The 21466-nt window shown below is 65.1% G+C and carries 20 protein-coding genes; 9 read left to right on the top strand and 11 right to left on the bottom strand.

Annotation, left to right across the window (positions count from 1 at the left end; genetic code table 11):
* The first annotated feature begins 217 nt into the window (after positions 1-217).
* Both DCG74_RS16815 and DCG74_RS16810 read left to right on the top strand, forming a co-directional pair.
* Positions 218-1351, top strand: a complete 1134-nt coding sequence (locus DCG74_RS16815; protein ID WP_172784071.1) for a nitronate monooxygenase — start codon at positions 218-220, stop codon at positions 1349-1351.
* Between the two features lie 120 nt (positions 1352-1471).
* Positions 1472-2986, top strand: a complete 1515-nt coding sequence (locus tag DCG74_RS16810; RefSeq protein WP_172784070.1) for an acetyl-CoA acetyltransferase — start codon at positions 1472-1474, stop codon at positions 2984-2986.
* 128 nt (positions 2987-3114) lie between these two features.
* On the opposite strand, the gene DCG74_RS16805 is transcribed toward DCG74_RS16810, so the two are convergent.
* The 4 genes from DCG74_RS16805 to ltnD all read right to left on the bottom strand — a co-directional run bounded on the left by DCG74_RS16805 (position 3115) and on the right by ltnD (position 7964).
* Positions 3115-4806, bottom strand: a complete 1692-nt coding sequence (locus DCG74_RS16805; protein WP_172784069.1) for a methyl-accepting chemotaxis protein — start codon at positions 4804-4806, stop codon at positions 3115-3117.
* Between the two features lie 172 nt (positions 4807-4978).
* Positions 4979-6256, bottom strand: a complete 1278-nt coding sequence (gene otnK, locus DCG74_RS16800) for a 3-oxo-tetronate kinase (protein ID WP_172784068.1) — start codon at positions 6254-6256, stop codon at positions 4979-4981.
* Complete coding sequence (otnI, locus tag DCG74_RS16795) at positions 6253-7035, bottom strand: 2-oxo-tetronate isomerase (protein WP_172784067.1); 783 nt, start codon at positions 7033-7035, stop codon at positions 6253-6255. The genes otnK and otnI overlap by 4 nt, the downstream gene beginning before the upstream one ends.
* Positions 7036-7046: 11 nt before the next feature.
* A complete protein-coding gene (gene ltnD / locus DCG74_RS16790; RefSeq protein WP_172784066.1) occupies positions 7047-7964 on the bottom strand; it encodes an L-threonate dehydrogenase in 918 nt (305 codons plus the stop codon).
* Positions 7965-8071: 107 nt separating this feature from the next.
* Between ltnD and DCG74_RS16785 the strand changes: the two genes are divergently transcribed.
* Together DCG74_RS16785 and DCG74_RS16780 are read left to right on the top strand one after the other, a co-directional pair.
* Positions 8072-8758, top strand: coding sequence for an aldolase (locus tag DCG74_RS16785; RefSeq protein WP_172784065.1), 687 nt, complete (start codon positions 8072-8074; stop codon positions 8756-8758).
* Positions 8759-9046: 288 nt separating this feature from the next.
* Entirely contained in the window at positions 9047-9445 is a 399-nt protein-coding gene (locus DCG74_RS16780) for a hypothetical protein (RefSeq protein ID WP_172784064.1), read from the top strand.
* Between the two features lie 16 nt (positions 9446-9461).
* On the opposite strand, the gene DCG74_RS16775 is transcribed toward DCG74_RS16780, so the two are convergent.
* The 6 genes from DCG74_RS16775 to DCG74_RS16750 form a co-directional block, all read right to left on the bottom strand.
* Positions 9462-10166: an ABC transporter ATP-binding protein gene (locus DCG74_RS16775; protein ID WP_172784063.1), complete on the bottom strand. Its 705-nt coding sequence runs from the start codon at positions 10164-10166 to the stop codon at positions 9462-9464.
* A complete protein-coding gene (locus DCG74_RS16770) occupies positions 10150-10881 on the bottom strand; it encodes an ABC transporter ATP-binding protein (RefSeq protein ID WP_172784062.1) in 732 nt (243 codons plus the stop codon). The genes DCG74_RS16775 and DCG74_RS16770 overlap by 17 nt, the downstream gene beginning before the upstream one ends.
* On the bottom strand, positions 10878-11858 hold the full coding sequence (locus tag DCG74_RS16765; RefSeq protein WP_172784061.1) for a branched-chain amino acid ABC transporter permease: 981 nt from the start codon (positions 11856-11858) through the stop codon (positions 10878-10880). Before DCG74_RS16765 ends, DCG74_RS16770 begins: the two co-directional genes overlap by 4 nt.
* Complete coding sequence (locus DCG74_RS16760) at positions 11858-12736, bottom strand: branched-chain amino acid ABC transporter permease (protein WP_027571261.1); 879 nt, start codon at positions 12734-12736, stop codon at positions 11858-11860. Before DCG74_RS16760 ends, DCG74_RS16765 begins: the two co-directional genes overlap by 1 nt.
* Before the next feature lie 32 nt (positions 12737-12768).
* Complete coding sequence (locus DCG74_RS16755; RefSeq protein ID WP_172784060.1) at positions 12769-14013, bottom strand: ABC transporter substrate-binding protein; 1245 nt, start codon at positions 14011-14013, stop codon at positions 12769-12771.
* A gap of 94 nt (positions 14014-14107) precedes the next feature.
* A complete protein-coding gene (locus tag DCG74_RS16750; RefSeq protein ID WP_172784059.1) occupies positions 14108-14923 on the bottom strand; it encodes a putative hydro-lyase in 816 nt (271 codons plus the stop codon).
* A 120-nt stretch (positions 14924-15043) separates the two neighbouring features.
* On the opposite strand from DCG74_RS16750, the gene DCG74_RS16745 reads away from it, so the two are divergent.
* The 5 genes from DCG74_RS16745 (at position 15044) to DCG74_RS16725 (ending at position 20063) form a co-directional block, all read left to right on the top strand.
* On the top strand, positions 15044-15961 hold the full coding sequence (locus DCG74_RS16745) for a LysR family transcriptional regulator (protein WP_172784058.1): 918 nt from the start codon (positions 15044-15046) through the stop codon (positions 15959-15961).
* Between the two features lie 33 nt (positions 15962-15994).
* The gene (locus tag DCG74_RS16740) at positions 15995-17245 is read left to right on the top strand and encodes a Zn-dependent hydrolase (protein WP_172784057.1); all 1251 of its coding nucleotides are present in this window, start codon (positions 15995-15997) and stop codon (positions 17243-17245) included.
* A 12-nt stretch (positions 17246-17257) separates the two neighbouring features.
* On the top strand, positions 17258-18169 hold the full coding sequence (locus DCG74_RS16735; protein WP_172784056.1) for an NAD(P)-dependent oxidoreductase: 912 nt from the start codon (positions 17258-17260) through the stop codon (positions 18167-18169).
* An 11-nt stretch (positions 18170-18180) separates the two neighbouring features.
* Positions 18181-19254: a malate/lactate/ureidoglycolate dehydrogenase gene (locus DCG74_RS16730; protein ID WP_172784055.1), complete on the top strand. Its 1074-nt coding sequence runs from the start codon at positions 18181-18183 to the stop codon at positions 19252-19254.
* Between the two features lie 167 nt (positions 19255-19421).
* Positions 19422-20063 carry a suppressor of fused domain protein gene (locus DCG74_RS16725; protein ID WP_172784054.1) on the top strand — a complete coding sequence of 214 codons (642 nt, stop codon included), beginning with the start codon at positions 19422-19424 and terminating at the stop codon, positions 20061-20063.
* Positions 20064-20262: 199 nt separating this feature from the next.
* Here the strand turns inward: DCG74_RS16725 and DCG74_RS16720 are convergent, their stop codons facing one another.
* Positions 20263-21336, bottom strand: a complete 1074-nt coding sequence (locus DCG74_RS16720) for a tartrate dehydrogenase (RefSeq protein WP_172784053.1) — start codon at positions 21334-21336, stop codon at positions 20263-20265.
* Positions 21337-21466 lie beyond the last annotated feature (130 nt).

Here is a 21466-nt window from a genome sequence, read left to right as displayed (position 1 = left end):
AGCCCCTCCCCGCCGTCATTCCGGGGCCGGATTCTCGCTTGCCGAGCCCCGGAATGACGACGCCACTCAGGACGCCGCGGCCTGCGGCCCGGGGATAGAGCGCGACGTCTACACACAAGATGCCTCGTCGAATCCGGCATGTCATCGATCGGCTCGCGTCACTTTGCTTTGCCAGCGAAAGCAACGAGAATGCGAAGCCTGCCGCCGGGAGAGAGCCATGAAATCGCCGATCTGCGACATGCTGGGGATCGATTTCCCGCTGCTCGCCTTCAGCCATTGCCGCGACGTCGTTGCCGCCGTCAGCCGCGCCGGCGGGTTTGGTGTGTTGGGCGCGACGGTGCATACGCCGGATACGCTCGAGCGTGAGCTGAAGTGGATCGACGATCACGTCGACGGCAAGCCCTACGGCATCGACGTGCTGATCCCGGAAAACATCTCGACCGCGGGCGAGAAGGACGTCACCTGGAAGAGCCTGGAAGCGCGGGTGCCGCAGGAGCACCGCAACTACACGCGCGATCTGCTGAAGAAGTACGACATCGAGCTGACCAGCAGCGAGGTCGCGGACAACCAGCCGCAGCCGTTCGACGGCAAGACCGCGCTTCAGCTGCTCGAGGTCTCCTTCGATCATCCGATCCGCCTGATCGCCAACGCGCTGGGCGTGCCGCCGAAGGCGATGATCGAGATGGGCAAGAAGCATGGCGTGCCGGTCGCAGCGCTCGTCGGCGCCAAGGAGCACGCGCTGCGCCAGGTCGCGGCCGGGGTCGACATCCTCGTGGTGCAGGGCACCGAGGCTGGCGGCCATTGCGGCGAGGTCTCGACCATGGTGCTGGTGCCGGAGGTGATCAAGGCGATCAAGCCCATTCGCGACGTGCCGGTGCTGGCGGCCGGCGGCATCATGACGGGACGGCAGATGGCGGCCTGCATGGCGATGGGCGCGGCCGGCGCCTGGACCGGCTCGGTGTGGCTTGCGACCGTGGAGGCCGAGACCACGGAGATCTTTCGCGAGAAGATGATCGCGGCCTCCTCGCGCGATGCGGTGCGCTCGAAGGGCCGCACCGGCAAGCCGGCGCGGCAGCTCCGCTCGGTCTGGACCGATGCCTGGGACCGCGCGCCGGACAGCCCGGGCGCGCTGCCGATGCCGCTGCAAAGCATCATCAGCCGCGACGCCTTCCATTCGATCGACCGCGCCGCCGCAAGCGGCAACGCGAGGGCGCGCGATCTCGTCAGCTATTTCGTCGGCCAGGGCGTCGGCCTGATCGACAGCGTGAAATCAGCTGGTGCCGTGGTACAGGAGTTCAAGCAAGATTTCGCCGAAGCCGTCGAGCACATGAATGCGCTGGTGACGGAGTAGTCCACTCGTCATTGCGAGCGCAGCGAAGCAATCCAGACTGCCTCCGCGGACCGATTTCTGGATTGCTTCGTCGCTTCGCTCCTCGCAATGACGAAGCAACTAACGTCGTGAATCGAGATTATGACTGACAAGAACTCTATCCCCGAAGACCGCATCCCCGTCATCGTCGGCATCGGCGAGATCGTCGATCGCCCCAAGGAGATCACGGAAGGCCTCGAGCCGCTCGACCTGCTCGAACAGGCGCTGCGGCGCGCGGAGGCGGACACCGGTGCAAAACTGCTCGGCGAGGTGCAATCGCTCGACGTCGTCAATTTCCTGAGCTGGCGCTATCGCGATCCGGAGCAGCTCTTGGCGCAGCGCCTCGGCATCTCGCCGGCGCATTGCTATTACGGTCCGGTCGGCGGCGAGAGCCCGATCCGCTACATCCACGAGGCGGCCAAGCGCATCGCGCGCGGCGAGTGCAGCGTTGCGGCGGTGTGCGGCGCGGAGGCGCAATCGACCGCGACCAAGGCGGAGCGCGCCGGCATCAAGCTGCCGTGGACGCCGTTCGCCCATGACGTCGAGGAGCCCAAGCGCGGCGCGGCCTTCCAGAAGCCCTTGGCAGTGAAGCTCGGCGTGTTTCGGCCCGTCACGGTGTATCCATTCTACGAAGCGGCCTCCTCGACGCATTGGGGCCAGACGCCGCGCGAGGCGATGGCGGAATCAGGCACGCTGTGGTCGCGCTATTCGGAAGCCGCCGTGCAAAACCCCAATGCCTGGCTGAAGCGGCGTTACGCGCCTGAGGAGATCACGACACCGACCGCGGACAACCGCCTGATCGCCTGGCCCTACAACAAGCTGATGGTGGCCAACCCCAGCGTCAACATGGGCGGCGCGCTGCTGCTCACCAGCCTCGCCAAGGCTCGGGCGGCCGGGGTCGCCGAGGACAAACTGGTCTACCCGCTCGGCGGTGCTTCGGCGGAAGAGCCGCGCGACTATCTGCTGCGCGACCAGTTTTACGAGAGCCACCCGCAGAACGCCGTGCTCACGAGCGTGATGGACCTCGCGGGCGACGGCAACAGGTTCGACGCGATCGAGCTCTACAGCTGCTTCCCCTGCGTGCCCAAGATGGCGCGGCGGACGCTGGGCTTGGGACCCGACGTGCAGCCGACCGTGACCGGCGGCCTCACGTTCTTCGGCGCGCCGCTCAACACCTACATGACGCATGCGGCCTGCGCGATGGTGCGGCGTGTGCGCGACGACGCCAGGCTCGGCCTGCTCTACGGCCAGGGCGGCTTCGTCACCAAGCACCACGCGCTGGTGGTGTCGAAGACGCCGCCGCGCGAGGCGCTGGCGCAGGAGACGAGCGTGCAAGACGAGGCCGACCGCAACAAGCGCGCGGTGCCGGAGTTCGTTAACGAGGCTTCGGGCAAGGGCAAGGTCGAGAGCTTCACCGTGCTCTACGGCCGCGGCGGCGACGTCGAGCACGGCGTGGTGATGCTGCGGACAGAGGACGATCGCCGCACGCTGGCGCGGATTCCGGCCAGCGATGGCGCGACGCTGGCGCATCTGCTCGACATGGACCGCACCCCGGTCGGCTCGCTCGGCGAGATCGCTATGGCAGAAGATGGCGTGCCGGAGTGGCGGGCGGCGTGATCTCGTAGGGTGGGCAAAGCGAAGCGTGCCCACGACCTTCGTGTGACCCGGAAAGAATGGTGGGCACGGCGCAAGAGCGCCTTTGCCCACCCTACGAGATCCGCCTGTTTTTCCGACGCGGTCGAGACTCAGGCAGCGCGGACGCTCGTCAGGAACCTGCCGACCTCGGTCTTCAGCCGGCTCGAATCGTTCGACAGCATCTGCGCCGCGGACAGCACCTGCGATGAGGCCGTGCCGGTCTCGGTCGCGCCGCGCTGCACGTCGGTGATGTTGGACGACACCTGCTGGGTTCCCTGCGCCGCCTGCTGCACGTTGCGCGCAATCTCCTGCGTCGCGGCGCCCTGCTCTTCCACCGCAGCGGCGATGGCGGACGAGATCTCCGATAGGCGCTCGATCGTCGAGGAGATCTCCTTGATCGCACCGACCGAATCATTGGTCGCCGCCTGGATGCCGGAAATCTGCTGGCCGATCTCGCCGGTCGCCTTCGCGGTCTGCTCGGCGAGCGCCTTAACCTCGGAGGCGACGACGGCAAAGCCGCGGCCGGCTTCGCCCGCGCGCGCCGCCTCGATGGTGGCGTTCAGCGCCAGCAGGTTGGTTTGGCCCGCGATGGTATTGATCAGCTCGACGACGTCGCCGATGCGCGCGGCGGCTTTGGACAATTCGCTGACGCGCTCGGTGGTGGCACGGGCCTGACCGACGGCATCGCCCGCCATCCGCGCCGATTCCTGCACCTGGCGGCTGATCTCGCCGACCGACGAGGCCATCTCCTCCGTGGCTGAGGCCACCGATTGCACGTTTGTCGAGGCTTCCTCCGAAGCGCCGGCCACCGTGGTCGCCAGCCGCTGCGAGCGGTCGGCGGTCGCGGTCAGGGTCGAGGCGGAGGCCTCTAACTGGCTCGAGGCCGACGACACGGTCTGCACAATCTCGCCGATCATCGTTTCGAATTCGCGGGTGATGTTGTCGACGCGGCGGCCGCGCTCGATCTTGGCTTCGGCATCGGCTGCGGCGGCCTCGTCGGCCGCCTTCTTGGCGATCAACGCCTCCTTGAAGATCTGGAGCACGTCGGCCATGGCGCCGATTTCGGTCTTCTCGCCGCGATGCGGGACCTCGGCGGAGAGGTCGCCCTTGCCCAGCGCCTGCATCGGCAGGGTGATCGAGCTGATGCCGCTGGAGACGTCGCGGACGAGATAGAAGCCGACGCCGACGCCGGTTACGACGGCAGCGCCGAGAATGATCGAAGCCAGCATGAACGCATGATAGTAGCTCTCGGCGGCGTCGCTGGCGGCCTGATTGCCGCCCTTGGTGTTGAGATCAATGTCCTTCTGCAGGACCTCGTCGGACATCAGGCCGATCTTGTTGACAGTCTTGGTATTGAGCTCATGGGACGCATGCGGAACTTTGCCCGCCTCCATGCGCGACAGTTCCATGACGTCCTCGGCGCCCTTCTGGTACTCAGCCCACAACTTCGACCATTCGCCATAGAGCGCCCGCTCTTCCGGCGAGGTGATCATCGGCTCGTAGTTCTTTCGAGCCTTGGCCAGCATCTCCGTGACGGTCGCCGCAGTCTGCTCTGCCGCCAGCTTGTCATCCAGCGTCTCGGACAGCATGTGCTCGCGGACCACGTTGCGGTAGGTGATGACGGCGGCCCGGATCTCGCCCAGCACCCGCACGCTCGGCATCCAGCTCGTCGTGATGTCGACCGTGTTGGCGTTCATCGACCGCATCTTCATGACGGCGAGCAGGCCCATGCCGGCCATCGCGACCAGCAGGAACGCCACGACACTGATGATCTTGGCGCGGATGGAAATGGTGGCGAGCATAATAGGAGTCTCTTTGTGCTGGCGGCGGTGCCGCGCCCGGAAGTTCTACGAATCAACCAAAGGGAGCAGCACCGACATCCGACAGCAGAGCACCCGTGCAGGTGTCAGCGACGACTCCGTGCGAGTTACGGAGCCCGAAACAAGTGAACAGGCGGCTAAGAACGCCCTGCGCTCAGCGCATGAGCCCAAGCGCATCCGTGAAGAACTCCGCGCCGCCGAAATTTCCGGACTTCAGGGCTAGCAACATGTCGCCAGCTTCCGAGCCGACCGCGCGCAGCACCGGAACTCCCGCAGCGATTTCCACTCCTACGAGAAATCCGGGAATCCTCAACCGATCGACCACGGCGCCGGATGTCTCGCCACCGGCGACGACCAGGCGCCGGACGCCGGCCTGAACCAAGCCCTCGGCGATATCGGCCATGGCCTGCTCGATGGCGTGGCCGGCGGCATCCCGGCCGTGGCGTGCCTGTACGGCGGCAACGGCTTCCGGCGTCGCGCTCGAAGCGATCAGCACCGGACCTTCCGCAAGCCGCGGCCTTGCCCAGTCCAGCGCGCGCTGCGCTTCGCCGGCGCCCGCGACGATCTGCTCGGGATCGAGATGGAGCACCGGCATGATGCGCTCGGCGACGGCAATCTGCTGAAGCGTCGCCTGCGAGCAGCTGCCGGCAAGGCATGCGGCCGGTCCGCCGACCGCAGCGCCGGTTTCGCTGCTCGGCGGCGCCGACTTCACCTTGCCCGTCGACACCAGCGCGCGCGCAAGCCCGAGGCCCATGCCGGACGCGCCGACCGATAGAAGGTGTTCGGCGGCGACGAGACCGATGGTCTCGAGGTCGCGGTCGAACACGGCGTCGATGATCGCGGCACCGATGCCCTTGGCGGCGAGTTCGGCCAAACGTGCCCGCACCGCCTCCGCGCCGCGCGTGACGGTGGCGAGATCGACGAGGCCGATCTGCGTCCTGCTCTGGCGCGCCAGCACGCGCACCAGGTTGGAATCATGCATGGGGTTGAGGGGATGGTCCTTGAGCGGGCTCTCGTTGAGCGGCACGGCGCCGACGAACAAATTGCCCTGATAGACGGTGCGCCCGGTCTCCGGAAAAGCCGGCGTCACCAGCACGGCTCCCTCGCCGCAATCGGCACGCAGCGCGTCCATGACGAGGCCGATATTGCCGGCATCGGTGGAATCGAAGGTCGAGCAGATCTTGAACAGCACGTGGCCCGCGCCGCGGCCGCGCAGCCATTTGTCCGCCGCGCGCGAGCGCGACACGGCAAGGCCGGCCTCGATCGAACGGCTCTTCAAGGACACCACGACGGCATCGACCTCGGGCAGCGCCAGATCGTCGGCAGGTATGCCGATGGTCTGGACGGTGCGCAGGCCCGCGCGCGTCAGCGTGTTGGCGAGGTCGGAGGCGCCGGTGTAATCGTCGGCGATGCAGCCCAATGCAAGTGTCACGGCTTCACTCCCGCATAGGGCTTGAACCAGGCGAGGCCATCGGTGGTCTTACCGCGTGGATTGTATTCGCAGCCGACGAAGCCGGCATAGCCGAGCCGGTCGAGCTCATCGAACAGGAACGGATAGTTCAGCTCCTCGCCGTCCGGCTCGTTGCGCGAGGGAATGCTGGCGATCTGGATGTGGCCGATGATCGGCATCATCTCGCGCAAGCGCATGGTGACGTCGCCATGGATGATCTGGCAGTGATAGATGTCGAACTGGAGTTTCAGGTTCGCAAGCCTCAGCTCCTGGATCAGATCCCGCGCGAAGCCGAAATCGTTGAGGAAGTAGCCGGGCACGTTGCGCGCATTGATCGGTTCGATAACGACGTCGATGCCGTGCGGCGCGAAGAATTCCGCAGCCCAGGCCACCGATTTGTAGAAGGCCTCGATCGCGGCGCGCTCGCTGCGGTTGGCGATGCCGGCCATCAGGTGCAAGCGCTTGACACCGGTCGCCTTGGCATAAGGCAGTGCCGTCTCCAGGCTCGCCTTGAGATCGGAGAAGCGTGATGGCAGCGCGGCAAAGCCCTTCTCGCCGGCGTTCCAGTCGCCCGGCGGCATGTTGAACAGCGCCTGGGTCAGGCCGTTGCGCTTGAGCCGCTCGCCGACGGCCTCGGCGGGATGCTCGTAGGGAAACAGGAACTCGACCGCGGTGAAGCCCGCTTGCGCAGCGGCGTCGAAGCGGTCGAGGAACGGCACCTCGGTGAACATCATCGAGAGATTGGCGGCGAAACGGGGCATTGGAGGTCCTCTTACTTGTCGCCGGGCAGCTTGACGCCGGTGACCTGCGCATACATCCGCGCCACCGATGCGTCATCGTCCCGGCCCATGCCGGCGGCCGACGTCATCAGGAACATCTGGAGCGCGGCGGCGGAGACCGGCACCGGGAATCGGGCGCTGCGCGCCATGTCCTGGATGATGCCGAGATCCTTGACGAAGATCTCCACCGCGCTGCGCGGCGTGTAGTCGCCGTCGAGCACGTGCGGCATGCGGTTCTCGAACATCCAGGAATTGCCGGCCGAGGCCGTGATCACCTCGTAGACCTTGCGGATGTCGAGGCCCTGCTTGGCCGCGAACGCAATCGCTTCGCTGGCGGCGGCGATGTGAACGCCGGCGAGCAGCTGATTGATCATCTTGAACGCAGCGCCCTGCCCGGCGGCATCGCCGAGCTCGTAGAGCTTGGCAGCCATGGCATCGAGCGCCGGCCGCGCTTTGGCAAAGGCGGCCGGGCTGCCGGAGGCAAGAATCGTCAATTCGCCTTGCGCGGCGCGCTGTGCTCCGCCGGAGATCGGCGCATCCAGATAATGCCGGCCGGTCGCCTCCAGCTGCTTAGCCAGGCGCCGCGCCACATCCGGGTCCATGGTCGCCGAGGAGACGAAGACGCTGTCCTTTGGCATGGTCTCGGCGGTGCCATCCTTGCCGAACAGGATCGCCTCGGTCTGCGCGGCATTGACGACGACGCTGACGACGATATCGGCGTCCTTGGCCGCTTCGGCCGGCGTCTTGGCTCCCGCGCCGCCGTCCTTCACGAAGCGCGCGACGGCATCCGCCGAGACGTCGCAGCCGGTCACGGCGTGGCCGGCGCGCTTGAGCGAGGTCGCCATGCCAAATCCCATCGAACCGAGCCCGACGACGGCGATACGCTGACTTTGTGACGTGGAGGCGGACATATGCAACTGACCCTTGCGAACGTTTCCCGGATGGCCGCCCTTTTGCGGCAGCTTGGCAACCGAATAACACGGCTTGGCCGCGCTGCCAAAGCGTGAGACAAGCAGGCATGACGGCCATGAGAACCGAAACGAGCAACGAAACAAGGCTGCGCGAGGAGATTTGCCGCTTCGGACGATCCCTGTTCGAGCGCGGGCTGACGCCAGGCTCCTCCGGCAATATCAGCGTCAAGCTGGACGACGGAGGCTGGCTGGTGACGCCGACCAACGCCTCGCTCGGTTTCCTCGATCCCGCAAAACTGTCACGGCTGGATAGCGGGAGCCGGCTGGTCTCGGGCGATGCGCCGACCAAGGAAGTTCCGCTGCACACGGCCCTCTACGATACGCGCGGAAGCGCGCGGGCCATCGTGCATCTGCACTCCACGCATTCGGTCGCGCTCTCGATGCTCCCCGAGATCGACCCGCGCGCCGCGCTGCCGCCGATGACCGCCTATTACCTGATGAAATGCGGCGCCACCGCACTCGTGCCCTATTACCGCCCCGGCGATCCCGCGGTCGCGGATGCGATCAAGGGGCTGGCGGGGAAATATTCATCCGTGCTGCTCGCCAATCACGGTCCGGTCGTTGCCGGCGACACGCTGGAAGCCGCCGTGTTCGCCACGGAGGAGCTGGAGGAGACGGCGAAGCTGTACCTGCTGCTGCGCGGGATGAACCCGCGGTATCTGTCGCCGGAGCAGGTGAAGGATCTGGTGAAGGTGTTCGGGGTGACGCTGCCGGAGCATGGGCACGACGATTGAGCCTCGCTCCAACCTCGTCACTGCGAGCGCAGCGAAGCAATCCAGAATCCCTCCGCGGAAAGACTCTGGATTGCTTCGCTACGCTCGCAATGACGTAGGATGTGGCGACGGAGAAGCCCGCATGAGCGGAGCGATATGTGGGACCAGCGGCCCCGGATATCGCTTTGCTCATCGGCTACGACACCGTCTGACACTGCCGGAATTGATTTGCATAACCGGGATCGCGAGCACATGATCCCCCTGTAATTGACTGAAGGAGTTGTTTCATCGATCGCCAGGAGAATTGTCATGGATTTCAAAGTATCCTGCACCCTCCTCTCTGCCGCCTGCTTTATTGCCCTGCCACTTTCCGCAAGCGCGCAGACGTCTACGCGCGGCGTCCCCGATCTCAAGGTCGAGGCCAACTGCAAGGCAACTCAGGAGATCGACAAGTCGCTGACCGAACCGCAGTCCTACGAGGCCTGCATGAGCGACGAGCAAACCGCACAGCAACAGCTCGGGCCCATCTGGCCGACAACGCCGGAGACAATTCGCACCCAATGCACCACCGAGGCCTCCGCCGGTGGCATCGAAAGCTATGTCGACCTGCTCTCCTGCATTCAGATGTATGGCTTCGGGCAACCCTCGGCACCCGCGTCAACGCTGCGCGGCGCAAGCAAGAATCGGAACAAGAAGCAATCGGGATAGGGATCGTAGCGCGCGGCTACAATCCGAGATACGCCTTCCTCACGTCGGGATTGCCCTTGATCTCCGCGGACCGGCCCTGCATCAGCACGCGGCCGGTCTGCAGGATGTAGGCGCGGTCGGCGATCTCCAGGCACTCGGCCATGCGCTGCTCGACGATCAGCACCGTCATTCCGGCGTCGCGGATGCGCTTCACCGCCTGGAAGATCTCGTCCACCAGTTTCGGCATGATTCCTTGCGAGGGCTCGTCCAGCATCAACAGCCGCGGTCGCGTCATCAGGGCGCGGCTGATGGCGAGCATCTGCTGCTCGCCGCCAGAGAGCGTCTCGGCGCGCTGCTCCAAACGCTCCTGAAGGCGCGGGAACAGGTTGAAAACGAGATCGAGCGGCGCCTCGCGGTCCGCCTCGCCGCGGTAGAGATAGCTGCCGAGGCGAAGATTGTCGCGGACCGACAGGCGCGGGAACAGGCGGCGGTTTTCCGGCACATAGGCGATGCCGGTGGCCGTGATGTGATGCTGCGCCATGCCGTCGAGGCGTTTGCCGTCGAACGTCACGGTGCCCGAACGCGGGCGTTCGGCACCGGCGATGGATTTGAGCAACGTCGACTTGCCCGCGCCGTTGGCGCCGGCGACGCAGACGATCTCGCCCTTCTCCACCTCGATCGAGACCGCGGAGATCGCGACCAGGCCCTGATAGGCGGTGGTGACTTCACGCACCGACAGCATGACGATCTCCCAGATATGCCTTGATCACCTTGGGATCGCGCACGACGTCGGCGGGCTTGCCCTCGACCAGCACCTTGCCGAGGTCGAGCACAATGGCGCGGTCGACCAGCGGCATCACGATCTCCATGACGTGCTCGACCATCAGCACGGTGATACCGGCATCGCGCACCTTGCGCACCAGGGCAACGCCGGTCTGCGCCTCGGTCGGCGTGAGGCCAGTGAGGCACTCGTCGAGCAGCAGCAGCTTCGGTTCGGTCGCAAGCGCCCGTGCGACTTCGAGGCGGCGCTTTTCGGCCGGCACCAGGTCGCTCGCGAGCACGTCGGCGCGCGCGGCGAGCCCGGTGAATTCCAGCACCTCATGCGCCTTACGGCGCGCCTCGCGCATCACGGTGTTGCGCACGAGAGCGCCGACGATGACGTTGTCGATGACCGTCATCGTCTCGAAGCTTTTGACCACCTGGAAGGTGCGCCCGATCCCGCGCTGGCAGCGCGCGGCCGCCGGCAGAGTCGTGACGTCCTCGCCGTCGAAGATGATCGAGCCCTGGGTTGGCGGCAACACGCCGGCGATCAGATTGAACAGCGTCGACTTGCCGGCGCCGTTCGGGCCGATCAGGCCGACGATCTCGCCGCGGCCGACCGAGATCGAGACGTCGCTGTTGGCGATCAGACCGCCGAAGCGCTGCCAGACGCCGCGGGTTTCGAGTAGCGCGGTCATCGCGTGGCCTCCTTGCGCCGGCGCGAGAACAGGCCGACCAGCCCTTCCGGCCGCGCGAGCGCGATCAGGATGATCAGCGCGCCGTAGACGATGAGGTCGACGCCGCGGCCGGAGCCGCCGATATAGGAGCGCGTCAACTCGGTGATCGGGATCAGGATGACGGCGCCAAGCAGCGGCCCCCACAGCGTGCCGATGCCGCCAAGCACTGCCGGCAGCGCCATCAAGAGCGAGAACTGGAAGCCCATGACGCTTCCGGGATCGATGTAGGAAACGAACTGCGCATAGAAGCTGCCGCCGACCGCGACCAGGAAGGCGGAGACCGCCGCCGCGCCCATCTTCGAATTGAACACGACGACGCCGAGGCTCTCGGCCGCCTGCGGGTTGTCCTTCACTGCGCGCCACCAATAGCCCCATTTGGAATCTTCCAGCCACCAGGTGACGAACCAGGCAACGCAGGCGAGCACCAGCGCGAAGTAGAAGTATGGCAGTTTCGAGCGCGTGAACTGGAATTTCAGCCAGCTGTCGCCGCGCACGGGAATGTCGATGCCGAGGGCCGCACCGGCCCAGTCCCAGTTCTGGATCAGCAGCAATCCGATCTCGGCGATCACGATGGTGGCGATCGCAAAGTAGTGGCCGCCGAGGCGGAAGCAAGGATAGCCCAGCGCCATCGCGATTGCGGCGGAGATCAACCCGCCGGCGATCATGCCGAACCAGGGCAGCACGCCGAACTTGGTGAACAGCAGCGCGGTGGTGTAGGCACCGAGCCCGAAATACAGCGCGTGTCCGAGCGATATCTGCCCGCAATAGCCGGACAGGATGTTCCAGCTCTGCGATAACGCCGCGTACATCAGCGTCAGCACCATGATGTTCTGGACGTAGACGTCCTTGACGAACAGCGGCACGATCGCGGCGACGGCCGCAAGTCCGGCGGCGGTAATGAGGTCGCGGCGGCGCCGCGCGACGAATTGCTTGTCCATCACATCGACCCGAACAGGCCACGCGGCCGAATGAACACGACGAGCAGATAGACCGCGTAAATGCCGACCGACTTCAGCGATGGCGGCAGGATCAACGCGGTGGTGGCTTCGACCAGGCCGACGACGATGCCGCCGGCGAAGGCGCCGAACACGCTGCCAAAGCCGCCGAGCGCGACTGTGACATAGGCGATCAGCGCAAAGGACGCGCCGACGTCGGGATAGATGTAGAAGAAGGTTGCCATGATGGCGCCGGCAAGCCCGACCAGCGCACCGCCGAGGCCCCAGCCGAGCGCGAACACGCGGTTCTTGTCGATACCGACGAGGGCCACCGCGCCGGGATCTTCACGGGTCGCTTCCAGCGCGCGGCCGAAATCGGTGCGGTTGATGAACAGATAGAGCCCGCCGAACGCGGCGATCGCGACCAGCGCGCCGAACAGCTGCGGCTGCGGCAGGTAGATCCCGGCGACCGATACCGTCTTGCCGCCGAGCCATGAGTTGGGAACGCTGCGGTAGTCGGCAGTGAAGAACAGCTGCGCGAGGCCCCGCATCACGATGGCGAGGCCGAAGGTGGCGAAGATCTGCACCATGCCGACATTGGCCTTGGCACGCATCGCAAACCGCACGATCAGGAGATAGACCGCCGCCCCCAGGACAAACAGGGCGGCGGCGGCCAGCGGCGCCGACAGCAGTGGATCGATCGCGAAGAACGTGAACAGGAAGAATGTCACGTACATCGCCAGCATCAGGAATTCGCCATGGGCGAAGTTGACGACGTCCATCAGGCCAAAGATCAACGCCAGGCCGACGGCGATCAGTCCGTAAAGCAGCCCCATCAGCAGGCCGCTCGCAAGACTCTGGATAATCGTTTCTGCTGTCACGTCGCTTCGTCCCCCGCCCGCAACCTGATCGCTTACTTCATCGGCCAGACTGCATCGGCCACCGCCGCCTGCGACGGGAAGATGGTGACGAACTTGCCGCCGACATATTGCAGCAGGACCGGATCGGCATCGTTGTTCTGGCCCGATTCGTCGAACTTGACGCGCTTCCAGGGCATGATGGTCTGCTCGCCCGGCATCTCGGTCGCGGCCAGCGCGTCACGGATCTTCTCGCCCTCGGTGGATTTGGCGCGGTTGATGGCGTCAGCCATGATGATCATGGCCATGAACTGGCGCGACGTATTGTCGTTGAGATCCTTGCCCGACTTCGCCTTGAACAGATCGTTGATCTTGCCGACCATCGGCCGCTTGGCGGCGAGATCGAGCGAGAAGCTGCCGCGGGTGATCGCACCCTCGAGCTTGTCGCCGACTGCGTCGTACAGCGCCTTCTCGGAGAAGCCGGCGGCCTGCGCCACGATGGCGTTCGGCTTGTAGCCGAGTTCGGCCATGGTCTTGACCAAGAGGATGCCGTCGGTGGTGTAGCTGGAAGGCATCAGCACGTCGGCATTGGCGGCCTTGAGCTGCTGCACCTCGGCCGACAGCGACGGCGAGTTGGCGCGGTACTTGATGTCGGCGACGATCTTGTAGCCGCGCTCGGTCGCGAGCTTGGTCTGCGCGTTGGCGGAGTCGGTGCCGAAGATGGTATCTTCGTGGAACAGCGCCAGCGTGTTGGCCTTGGCGCCCTTCTTCTTCATCGCATCGAGGAAGTCGAACATCCCGGCCGAGAACATCTCGTCATGCGGCGAGGCGCGGAAATAATACTTCAGACCGCGGCGATGCAGGCTCGGCGAGGAGTTGTCCGCCGAGATGAACGGGGTCTGGTAGCGTTCGCAGATCTGGCTGATCGTGACCGCGACTGCGCTCTGATAGGAACCGAGGATGGCGCAGACCTTTTCCTGCGTGATCAGCCGCTCGGCTTCGGCGCGCCCCTTCTGCGGATCGCCCTGGGTGTCGGCATAGACAATACGGATCTTGGCACCGCCGAGACCGGGCAAACCTGCGCCCTTTGCCAGCGGAAGATCGAAATCCTGGTCGTTATTGATGATGTCGATCGCGGTCTCGAAAGCACGCTGCGCATCGACACCCACCTGCGCGCCGGAGCCCGACAGGGGATAGGTTGCGCCAATCACCACTTCAGACGTTTGCGGGCGCGCAGCTAATGGCAGCAGCGCAGCGGCGGCGGTGGCTCCGAGCAGTACATCGCGGCGAGTCATCGTCATTGGCTAAAGTCCCCTGTTATCCGAATTTTTGCGCGTATCGAATGAAGCGATTGGCAAAGAGCGTAAAGCCCGAAGAAACAGCAAACGCTGCCTACTAAATCACGGCCATGGTCTTGTTCTTCAGATCCGTCACCAGCATCAGGCCGGGCGAATGCGTGATCGCGAACGGCAGCTTCGCGGCGTTGATAACCGATTGCGGCGTCACGCCGCAGGCCCAGAATACCGGAATCTCGTCTTCGGCAACAGGTACGGGATCGCCGTAGTCGGGCTTGGCAATATCCTTGATGCCGATCAGATGCGGATGGCCGAGATGCACGGGCGCACCGTGCACGGCGGGATAGCGCGAGGTGATCTGCACCGCGCGGATCGCATCGGCCGGCTTGAACGGGCGCATCGACACCACCATGGGGCCGGCGAACGGACCGGCCTCGCCGCAGGCGATGTTGGTGCGGTACATCGGCACGCGCACGTTCTTCTCGATGTGGCGGATCGGCATGCCCTCCTCGAGCAGCGCCTCCTCGAATGAGAACGAGCAGCCGAGCACGAAGGTAACGAGGTCGTCGCGCCAGTAGCTCTTCACGTCGGTCGGCTCGTCCACGACCTCGCCGTCGCGCCAGACACGGTAGCGTGGCACGTCGGTGCGGATGTCGAGGTCGGTGCCGAGCGAGGGGATGTAAGGACTGCCGACGTCGGACATGCCGATGATCGGGCACGGCTTGGGATTGAGCTGGCAGAAGCGGTGAAAGGCGCCGGCATATTCCGCCGGCAGGATCGCCAGATTGCCCTGGACACATCCGGGGGCGACGCCGGCGGTGGAGGCAACCAGCCCCTCGCGGTAGGCGAGCCGGGCCTTGCGGCTCGGGAGGGTGTCGGGTGTTTCAGTTTGCTGCGCTGCCACCAAAACAGTCATGTGATCGACCTGCCTATAAACTCGACAAAGACAAACCAACACCAAGCGTGCTATAAAGTCTAATCGTCGTTTCTAATCAATCTCGATAAATATGATTTATCGATCGGGAAAATCCTTCCAATGCTGGACTTCAGGTCGATCGAGACGTTCCTGTGGGTTGTGAAGCTCGGCAGCTTCCGCGGCGCCGCGCAACGGCTCAACACCACCCAGCCGGCGATCTCCCAGCGCATCGCCCAGCTCGAGCGCGAGATGGGCGTGAAGCTGCTGAACCGCGATCATCGCGTGGCGTCACCGACACCGAGCGGCCGGCAGATGATGGTCTACGCGGAGAAGCTGATCGGCCTGCGCGCTGCGATGATGGCGGAGATCGGCGACCGCTCGGCGATGCGCGGCGTGATGCGGCTCGGCGTCGCCGAAACCATCGTGCACACCTGGCTGCCGCGGCTGGTCAAGAGCGTGAACGAAATCTATCCGAACCTGTCGCTGGAGATCGAGGTCGACATCACGCCGAATCTCACCGCGCGCCTGCTCGCGCAGGAGATCGAGCTCGCTTTCGTCGTCGGACCGCTGTCCGCCTCCGGCGTGCACAACCGCGTGCTCGCCGATTATCCGATCGGCTTTCTCGCAAGTCCTTCGCTCGGGCTCGGCAAGGGCCCGCTGACGCCGGCGGAGCTCGCGCGGTTTCCGATCATCACCTTCCCGCGCAAGACCAAGCCTTACGAGGTCGTGCGGGAGGTGTTCGACCGGCCCGAGCTGCCGCCGATCCGCCTGCACGCGTCCGCCTCGCTGGCGACCGTCATCCACATGGCGGTCGAGGGACTCGGCATCGCCGTGATTCCCGACGCCATCGTCGAGAACGAGCTCGCCGACGGGCGCCTGCAGCTGCTCGACACCGACCTCGCCATCGCACCGCTGACGTTCACCGCGAGCTGGCTCGCCTCTCCCGACGTCGTCGCCGTGGAGCGCGTCGCCGAGCTTGCACGGCAAATTGCGCAGAGCAGCCTCGCGGTTGACGCGCCCGCACAGGCGCGTCATTGAAAAAGGCGCCGGACAAAAAGAGAGAACGACCGCATGAGCCGAGCCGCCACCAACCTGCAAATCGATTCCGCCCGCCTGTGGGGCTCCATCCACGAGACCGCGCAATTCGGCGCGACGGCCAAAGGCGGCGTGCGGCGGCTGACCTTGAGCAGCGAAGACAAGCAGGTGCGCGATTGGTTCCGCAAGGCCTGCGAGGACGCCGGACTGGACGTCCACGTCGATGCGCTCGGATCACAGTTCGGCCTGCGCAAGGGCCGCGACATGTCGAAGCTGCCCGTCGGCATCGGCTCGCACCTCGACACCCAGCCGACCGGCGGCAAGTATGACGGCATCCTGGGAACGCTCGGCGCGCTGGAGGTGATCCGCACGCTGAACGATGCCGGCATCGAGACCGAGGCGCCGATCTGCGTCGTCAACTGGACCAACGAGGAAGGCTCGCGCTTCGCACCTGCGATGATGGCCTCCGCCGCCTATGTCGGCGACTTCACAACCGACGACATTTTGTCGCGCAAGGATATCGATGGCACCACCGTCGGCCAGGCGCTCGACAGCATCGGCTATCGCGGCGACAAGCCGGTCGGCTTTCAGAAGCTCGGCTGCTTCGTCGAGCTGCACATCGAGCAGGGTCCAATTCTGGAGGCGGAAGGCAAGACCATCGGCGTGGTCGATTCCGGCCAGGGCGTGCTCTGGTACGACGGCAAGATCTCCGGCTTCGAGAGCCATGCGGGCTCGACGCCGATGCCGCTGCGGCGCGATGCGCTGGCGACCTTGTCCGAAATCGTGCTGGCGATGGAGTCCATTGCGAAGAAGCACGGACCGAACGCGGTCGGCACCATCGGCGAGGCCGTGATCGCCAATCCCTCGCGCAACGTCATTCCCGGGGAGATCGCCTTCACCATGGATTGCCGCAGTGCCGACGGCGCCATCATGGATGCGCTCGATCGCGATCTGCGTGCGGCAATCGCCGAGATCGGCGCGCGCCGCAAGGTCGAGGTCAAGATCGATCTCGTCTGGCGCAAGCCGCCGACGCATTTCGATCCGAAGCTGATTGCTGCCGTCGAGAATGCCGCGACGACGCTCGGCTATTCCTCGCGCCGCATCACCTCCGGCGCCGGCCACGACGCCTGCAACCTCAACACGGTCATGCCGGCCGCGATGGTGTTCGTGCCCTGCAAGGACGGCATCAGCCACAACGAGCTGGAGGATGCGACGCAAGGCGACTGCGCCGCGGGCACCAACGTCCTCATGCATACCGTGCTGGCGATCGCCGGCGTCGCGTCCTGACCGGAGAGAATTATGCGCGGAGTTTTCGTCGACGCCAATGAATCGCTGGCCGTGATCATGGAACGGCTGGAGAAGCCCGGCGATCCCAAAGTGCGGATCAACAGGAACCCCGACATCACACCCGAGCAATATCCGGAAGTTCTCGACGGCGCCGAGATCGCGATCGTCGACCACACCGCACTGCCGACCGAGGTCGCGAAGAAATGTACCGGGCTGCAGCACGTCGTGTTCCTCGGCACCGGCGCGCGCAGCTACATGAATCCGGAAGAGCTCGCCGAGCTCGGCATCTCCGTGCATCTGATCAAGGGCTACGGCGACACGGCGGTTGCGGAATCCGCGATCGCGCTGATGTGGGCGTCGGCCCGCGTCATCGCGATGATGGACCGCGAGATGCGCGCCGGGAACTGGCTGCGCGAGGACGGCATGCAGCTCACCGGCAAGACGCTCGGCCTGATCGGCTTCGGCGGCATCGCCGCGGAGGTCGCGCGCATTGCGTCCGGTAGCGGCATGAAGGTGATCGCCTGGAACCGCTCGCCGAAGAGCCATCCCGCCGTCGAATTCACCGACCTCGACAGCGTGCTGGCGAGAAGCGACGTGGTGTCGTTGCACCTGCTGCTCAACGACGAGACGCGCGGCATGATCACGCGCGAGAAGATCTCTGCCATGAAACGCGGCGTCATCCTCATCAACACCGCCCGCGCCGCTGTGGTCGACGAGGCCGCCATGATCGACGCGCTGAAGTCGGGCCATATCCGCCACGCCGGCCTCGATGTCTTCAACATCGAGCCCCTGCCCGGCGATCATCCGCTGACGAAGCTGCCGAACGTGACGCTGTCGGCGCATTCGGCCTTCCGCACGCCGGAGGCGAGCGAGAACCTGATTGAGGCGGCGCTGGTTCACTGCCGCCGAATCGTGAAGGGATAAGAGCAACAACAATGGCCGACTATCGCATCATCAAGGCTGAGCCGCTCACCAATGTGGTCCGCGCCATCGTCAAGGCCGGCGGCTCCTCGGAGCGCGAGGCCGAGCTCGTATCGACCAATCTGGTCGAGGCCAATCTGAGGGGACATGACTCCCACGGCGTCGGTATGATCCCGCGCTATGTCCAGAGCGTCACCAATGGCGGCCTTGCCGTGAACCAGCACGTCAAGATCGTGCTCGACACCGGTCCGCTCCTCACGCTCGACGGCCTCACCGGCTATGGCCAGGTGATCGGTCATGAGGCGATGGAGTTGGCGGCTGAGCGCGCCAAGCGCAACGGCGTGTGTCTCGTCGGCCTCTCCAACTCGCACCATATCGGCCGCATCGGCCACTGGGCCGAGCAGTGCATCGACCACGGGCTGGTCTCGATCCACTTCGTCAACGTGATCTCGCGGCCGATCGTGGCGCCCTGGGGCGGCAGCGATGCGCGTCACGGTACCAATCCGTTCTGCGTCGGAATCCCGCGCGCCGGCAAGGATCCCATCGTGCTCGACTTCGCCACCAGCAGGATCGCGCAGGGCAAGACCCGCGTCGCCCACAACAAGGGCGTCGCGCTGGAGCCCGGCACCATCATCGACAATGAAGGCAAGCAGACGACCAACCCGCGCTACACCGTGATTCCGCCGTACGGCGCCATCCTCCCCTTCGGCGAGCACAAGGGTTCGGGACTCGCGCTCGTGTGCGAGATCCTCGGCGGTGCGCTCTCCGGCGGACAGGTTGTCAAGGGCCCGTCCGACGGCAAGTACAACGTCCTCAACGGCATGCTGTCGATCGTCATCGACCCGGACAAGCTCGGCACCGGCGAAAACCTCGCGCGCGAGGTCGAAAGTTTCGTCGCCTGGCACACCGGCTCACCGCCCGCGCCCGGGGTCGACAAGGTGCTGATCGCCGGCGACCCGGAACGCGAGACCAGGAAGAAGCGCCTTGCCGAAGGCATTCCAGTCGATCCAACGACGTGGCAGGAGATTCTGGAGGCCGGGAAGAAGTTCGGGCTGGATCAGGCTGCGATCGAGAAGATCGCAGGCTAGTTGCGACCGCAGCGCATCCTCAGCGTCGTTACGACCTCATGGATGATTGCGCACGGGAGTGTGGACGACGGCGAAGCATCGGCTCGCCCGCGGGGCGAATTTGAACCGGCCCGCGTTGCCTCGCGACAACGCGGATATCCCGGCTCATATCCGCTTTCGAGGTTCACATGCTCTCCCGTCTCGCAAAATTCGTGTCCGGCTCCGCAGAGCCATCACCCGCAGCCGACCTCTACCGGCAACGGCTCGCCATCTATGAGAGCGAGCTTGGCGAGCCCGAGCACACGTTCGCGGACAACGCAGAGCGCCGGATCGACATCCACGCCTTCGGCCGCGATTTCGTCCCGGTCTGCCGGGAGGGCTCCGACGAAGGCTATGTCCTTCTCACCAACGGCATGAGCGAGCAACGGATGCACGGTGTCCCAGGGGACGCGATGCCACGAGCCGAGCTGATGTGGTACGTCCGCGAGCCGACCGAGGAGGTCTGGGCCAATCTGCGCTGGCTGGCCAATCTGCCGTTCATCGACACGACCTGGTTGGGCTTCGGCCATCGCGTCGCGCTTCCGTGGCCGCCGGTTGCGGGAACAGACTTCCAGACGTTCCTGTTTCTCACACCGATCATCGGCCCCGACAAGGAGATCGCCGAGGCGTTGGAGATCGCGGGCGATCCCGTGGAGATCTTGACCGTGAACCTGATCTCGCAGCAGGAGCTCGCGCTGATCAAGTCCAGGGGACTCGACCCGTTTCTCGACCTGCTCGATGACAACGACTACCCGCCGATCTTCGATCCGGCGCGGAAATCGTATGTTTGAGGCCTAAGCCAAAAGCACTGCTGCCCTTCCCTTCTCCCCTTGCGGGAGAAGGTGGCGCGAAGCGCCGGATGAGGGGTTCTCTCGGCGAGCAATTCTGCGAATGATAGATCTGTCTCCGCGGAGACAGACCCCTCACCCGTCTCGCCGCTGCGCGGCGAGCCACCCTCTCCCACAAGGGGAGAGGGAAAGATCGACCGCCTCAGTCCACCATCTCGGCGACCGCCTTGCCGCACGCAGTCGTGTCGGCATTGCCGCCGAGATCCTTGGTGCGCAGCGTGCGTTCAGCCAGCGTGCGCTCGATCGCCTCGACGATCGACTTGCCGGCTTCCTTCTCGCCGAGATGCTCGAACATCATCGCGCCGGACCAGATCGCGCCGATCGGGTTGGCGATGCCCTGACCTGCGATGTCGGGTGCCGAGCCGTGCACCGGCTCGAACACCGAGGGAAAATCGCCTTCGGGATTGATGTTGCCTGACGGCGCGATGCCGATCGTGCCGGTGCAGGCCGGGCCGAGATCGGAGAGGATGTCACCGAACAAATTCGAGCCGACCACGACGTCGAACCAGTCCGGATGCAGCACGAAGTTCGCCGTCAAGATGTCGATGTGGTACTTGTCCCACTTCACGCCCGGAAACTTCTTGGCCATCGCCTCCACGCGCTCGTCCCAATAGGGCATGGTGATGGAGATGCCGTTGGACTTGGTCGCCGAGGTCAGGTGCTTCTTGGGCCGCGACTGCGCGAGCTCGAAGGCGAATTTCAGGATGCGGTCGACGCCGGTGCGGGTCATCACCGTCTGCTGCGTCACGAACTCGCGGTCGGTGTCCGGGAACATGCGGCCGCCGACCGAGGAATATTCGCCTTCGGTGTTCTCGCGCACCACCCAGAAATCGATGTCGCCGGGCTTGCGCCCCGCCAGCGGCGACGGCACGCCGGGCATCAGCCGCACCGGGCGCAGGTTGACGTACTGGTCGAACTCGCGGCGGAACTTGATCAGCGAGCCCCACAGCGAGACGTGGTCCGGGATCTTGGCCGGCCAACCGACCGCGCCGAAATAGATCGCATCGTGCTTGCCGATCTTCTCCTTCCAGTCATCCGGCATCATCTGGCCGTGCTTTTCGTAATAGTCCCAGGACGAGAAGTCGAAATGGTCGAAATGCAGCGAGACGTTGTGCTTCTTCGCCGCCGCCTCCAAAACGCGCAGGCCTTCCGGCATCACCTCCTTGCCGATGCCGTCGCCGGGAATGACCGCGATCCGGTATTGTTTCTTGCTCATCGAGAACGTCCTTGGTTGGTCCGGCAGTCGCCGCCTTCTGACTGCACTGCAATGGACCAAACGCGGCGGCAGTGCAACGCTGCACTGCAATGTTGACCATGGCGCGGGCGAGCGCCTACTGATTTGATCC

The organism is Bradyrhizobium sp. WBAH42 (assembly GCF_024585265.1).
Taxonomy (GTDB): domain Bacteria; phylum Pseudomonadota; class Alphaproteobacteria; order Rhizobiales; family Xanthobacteraceae; genus Bradyrhizobium.
Note: the sequence above shows the minus strand (reverse complement) of the source record. Positions and strands in the feature narration are given on the sequence as shown.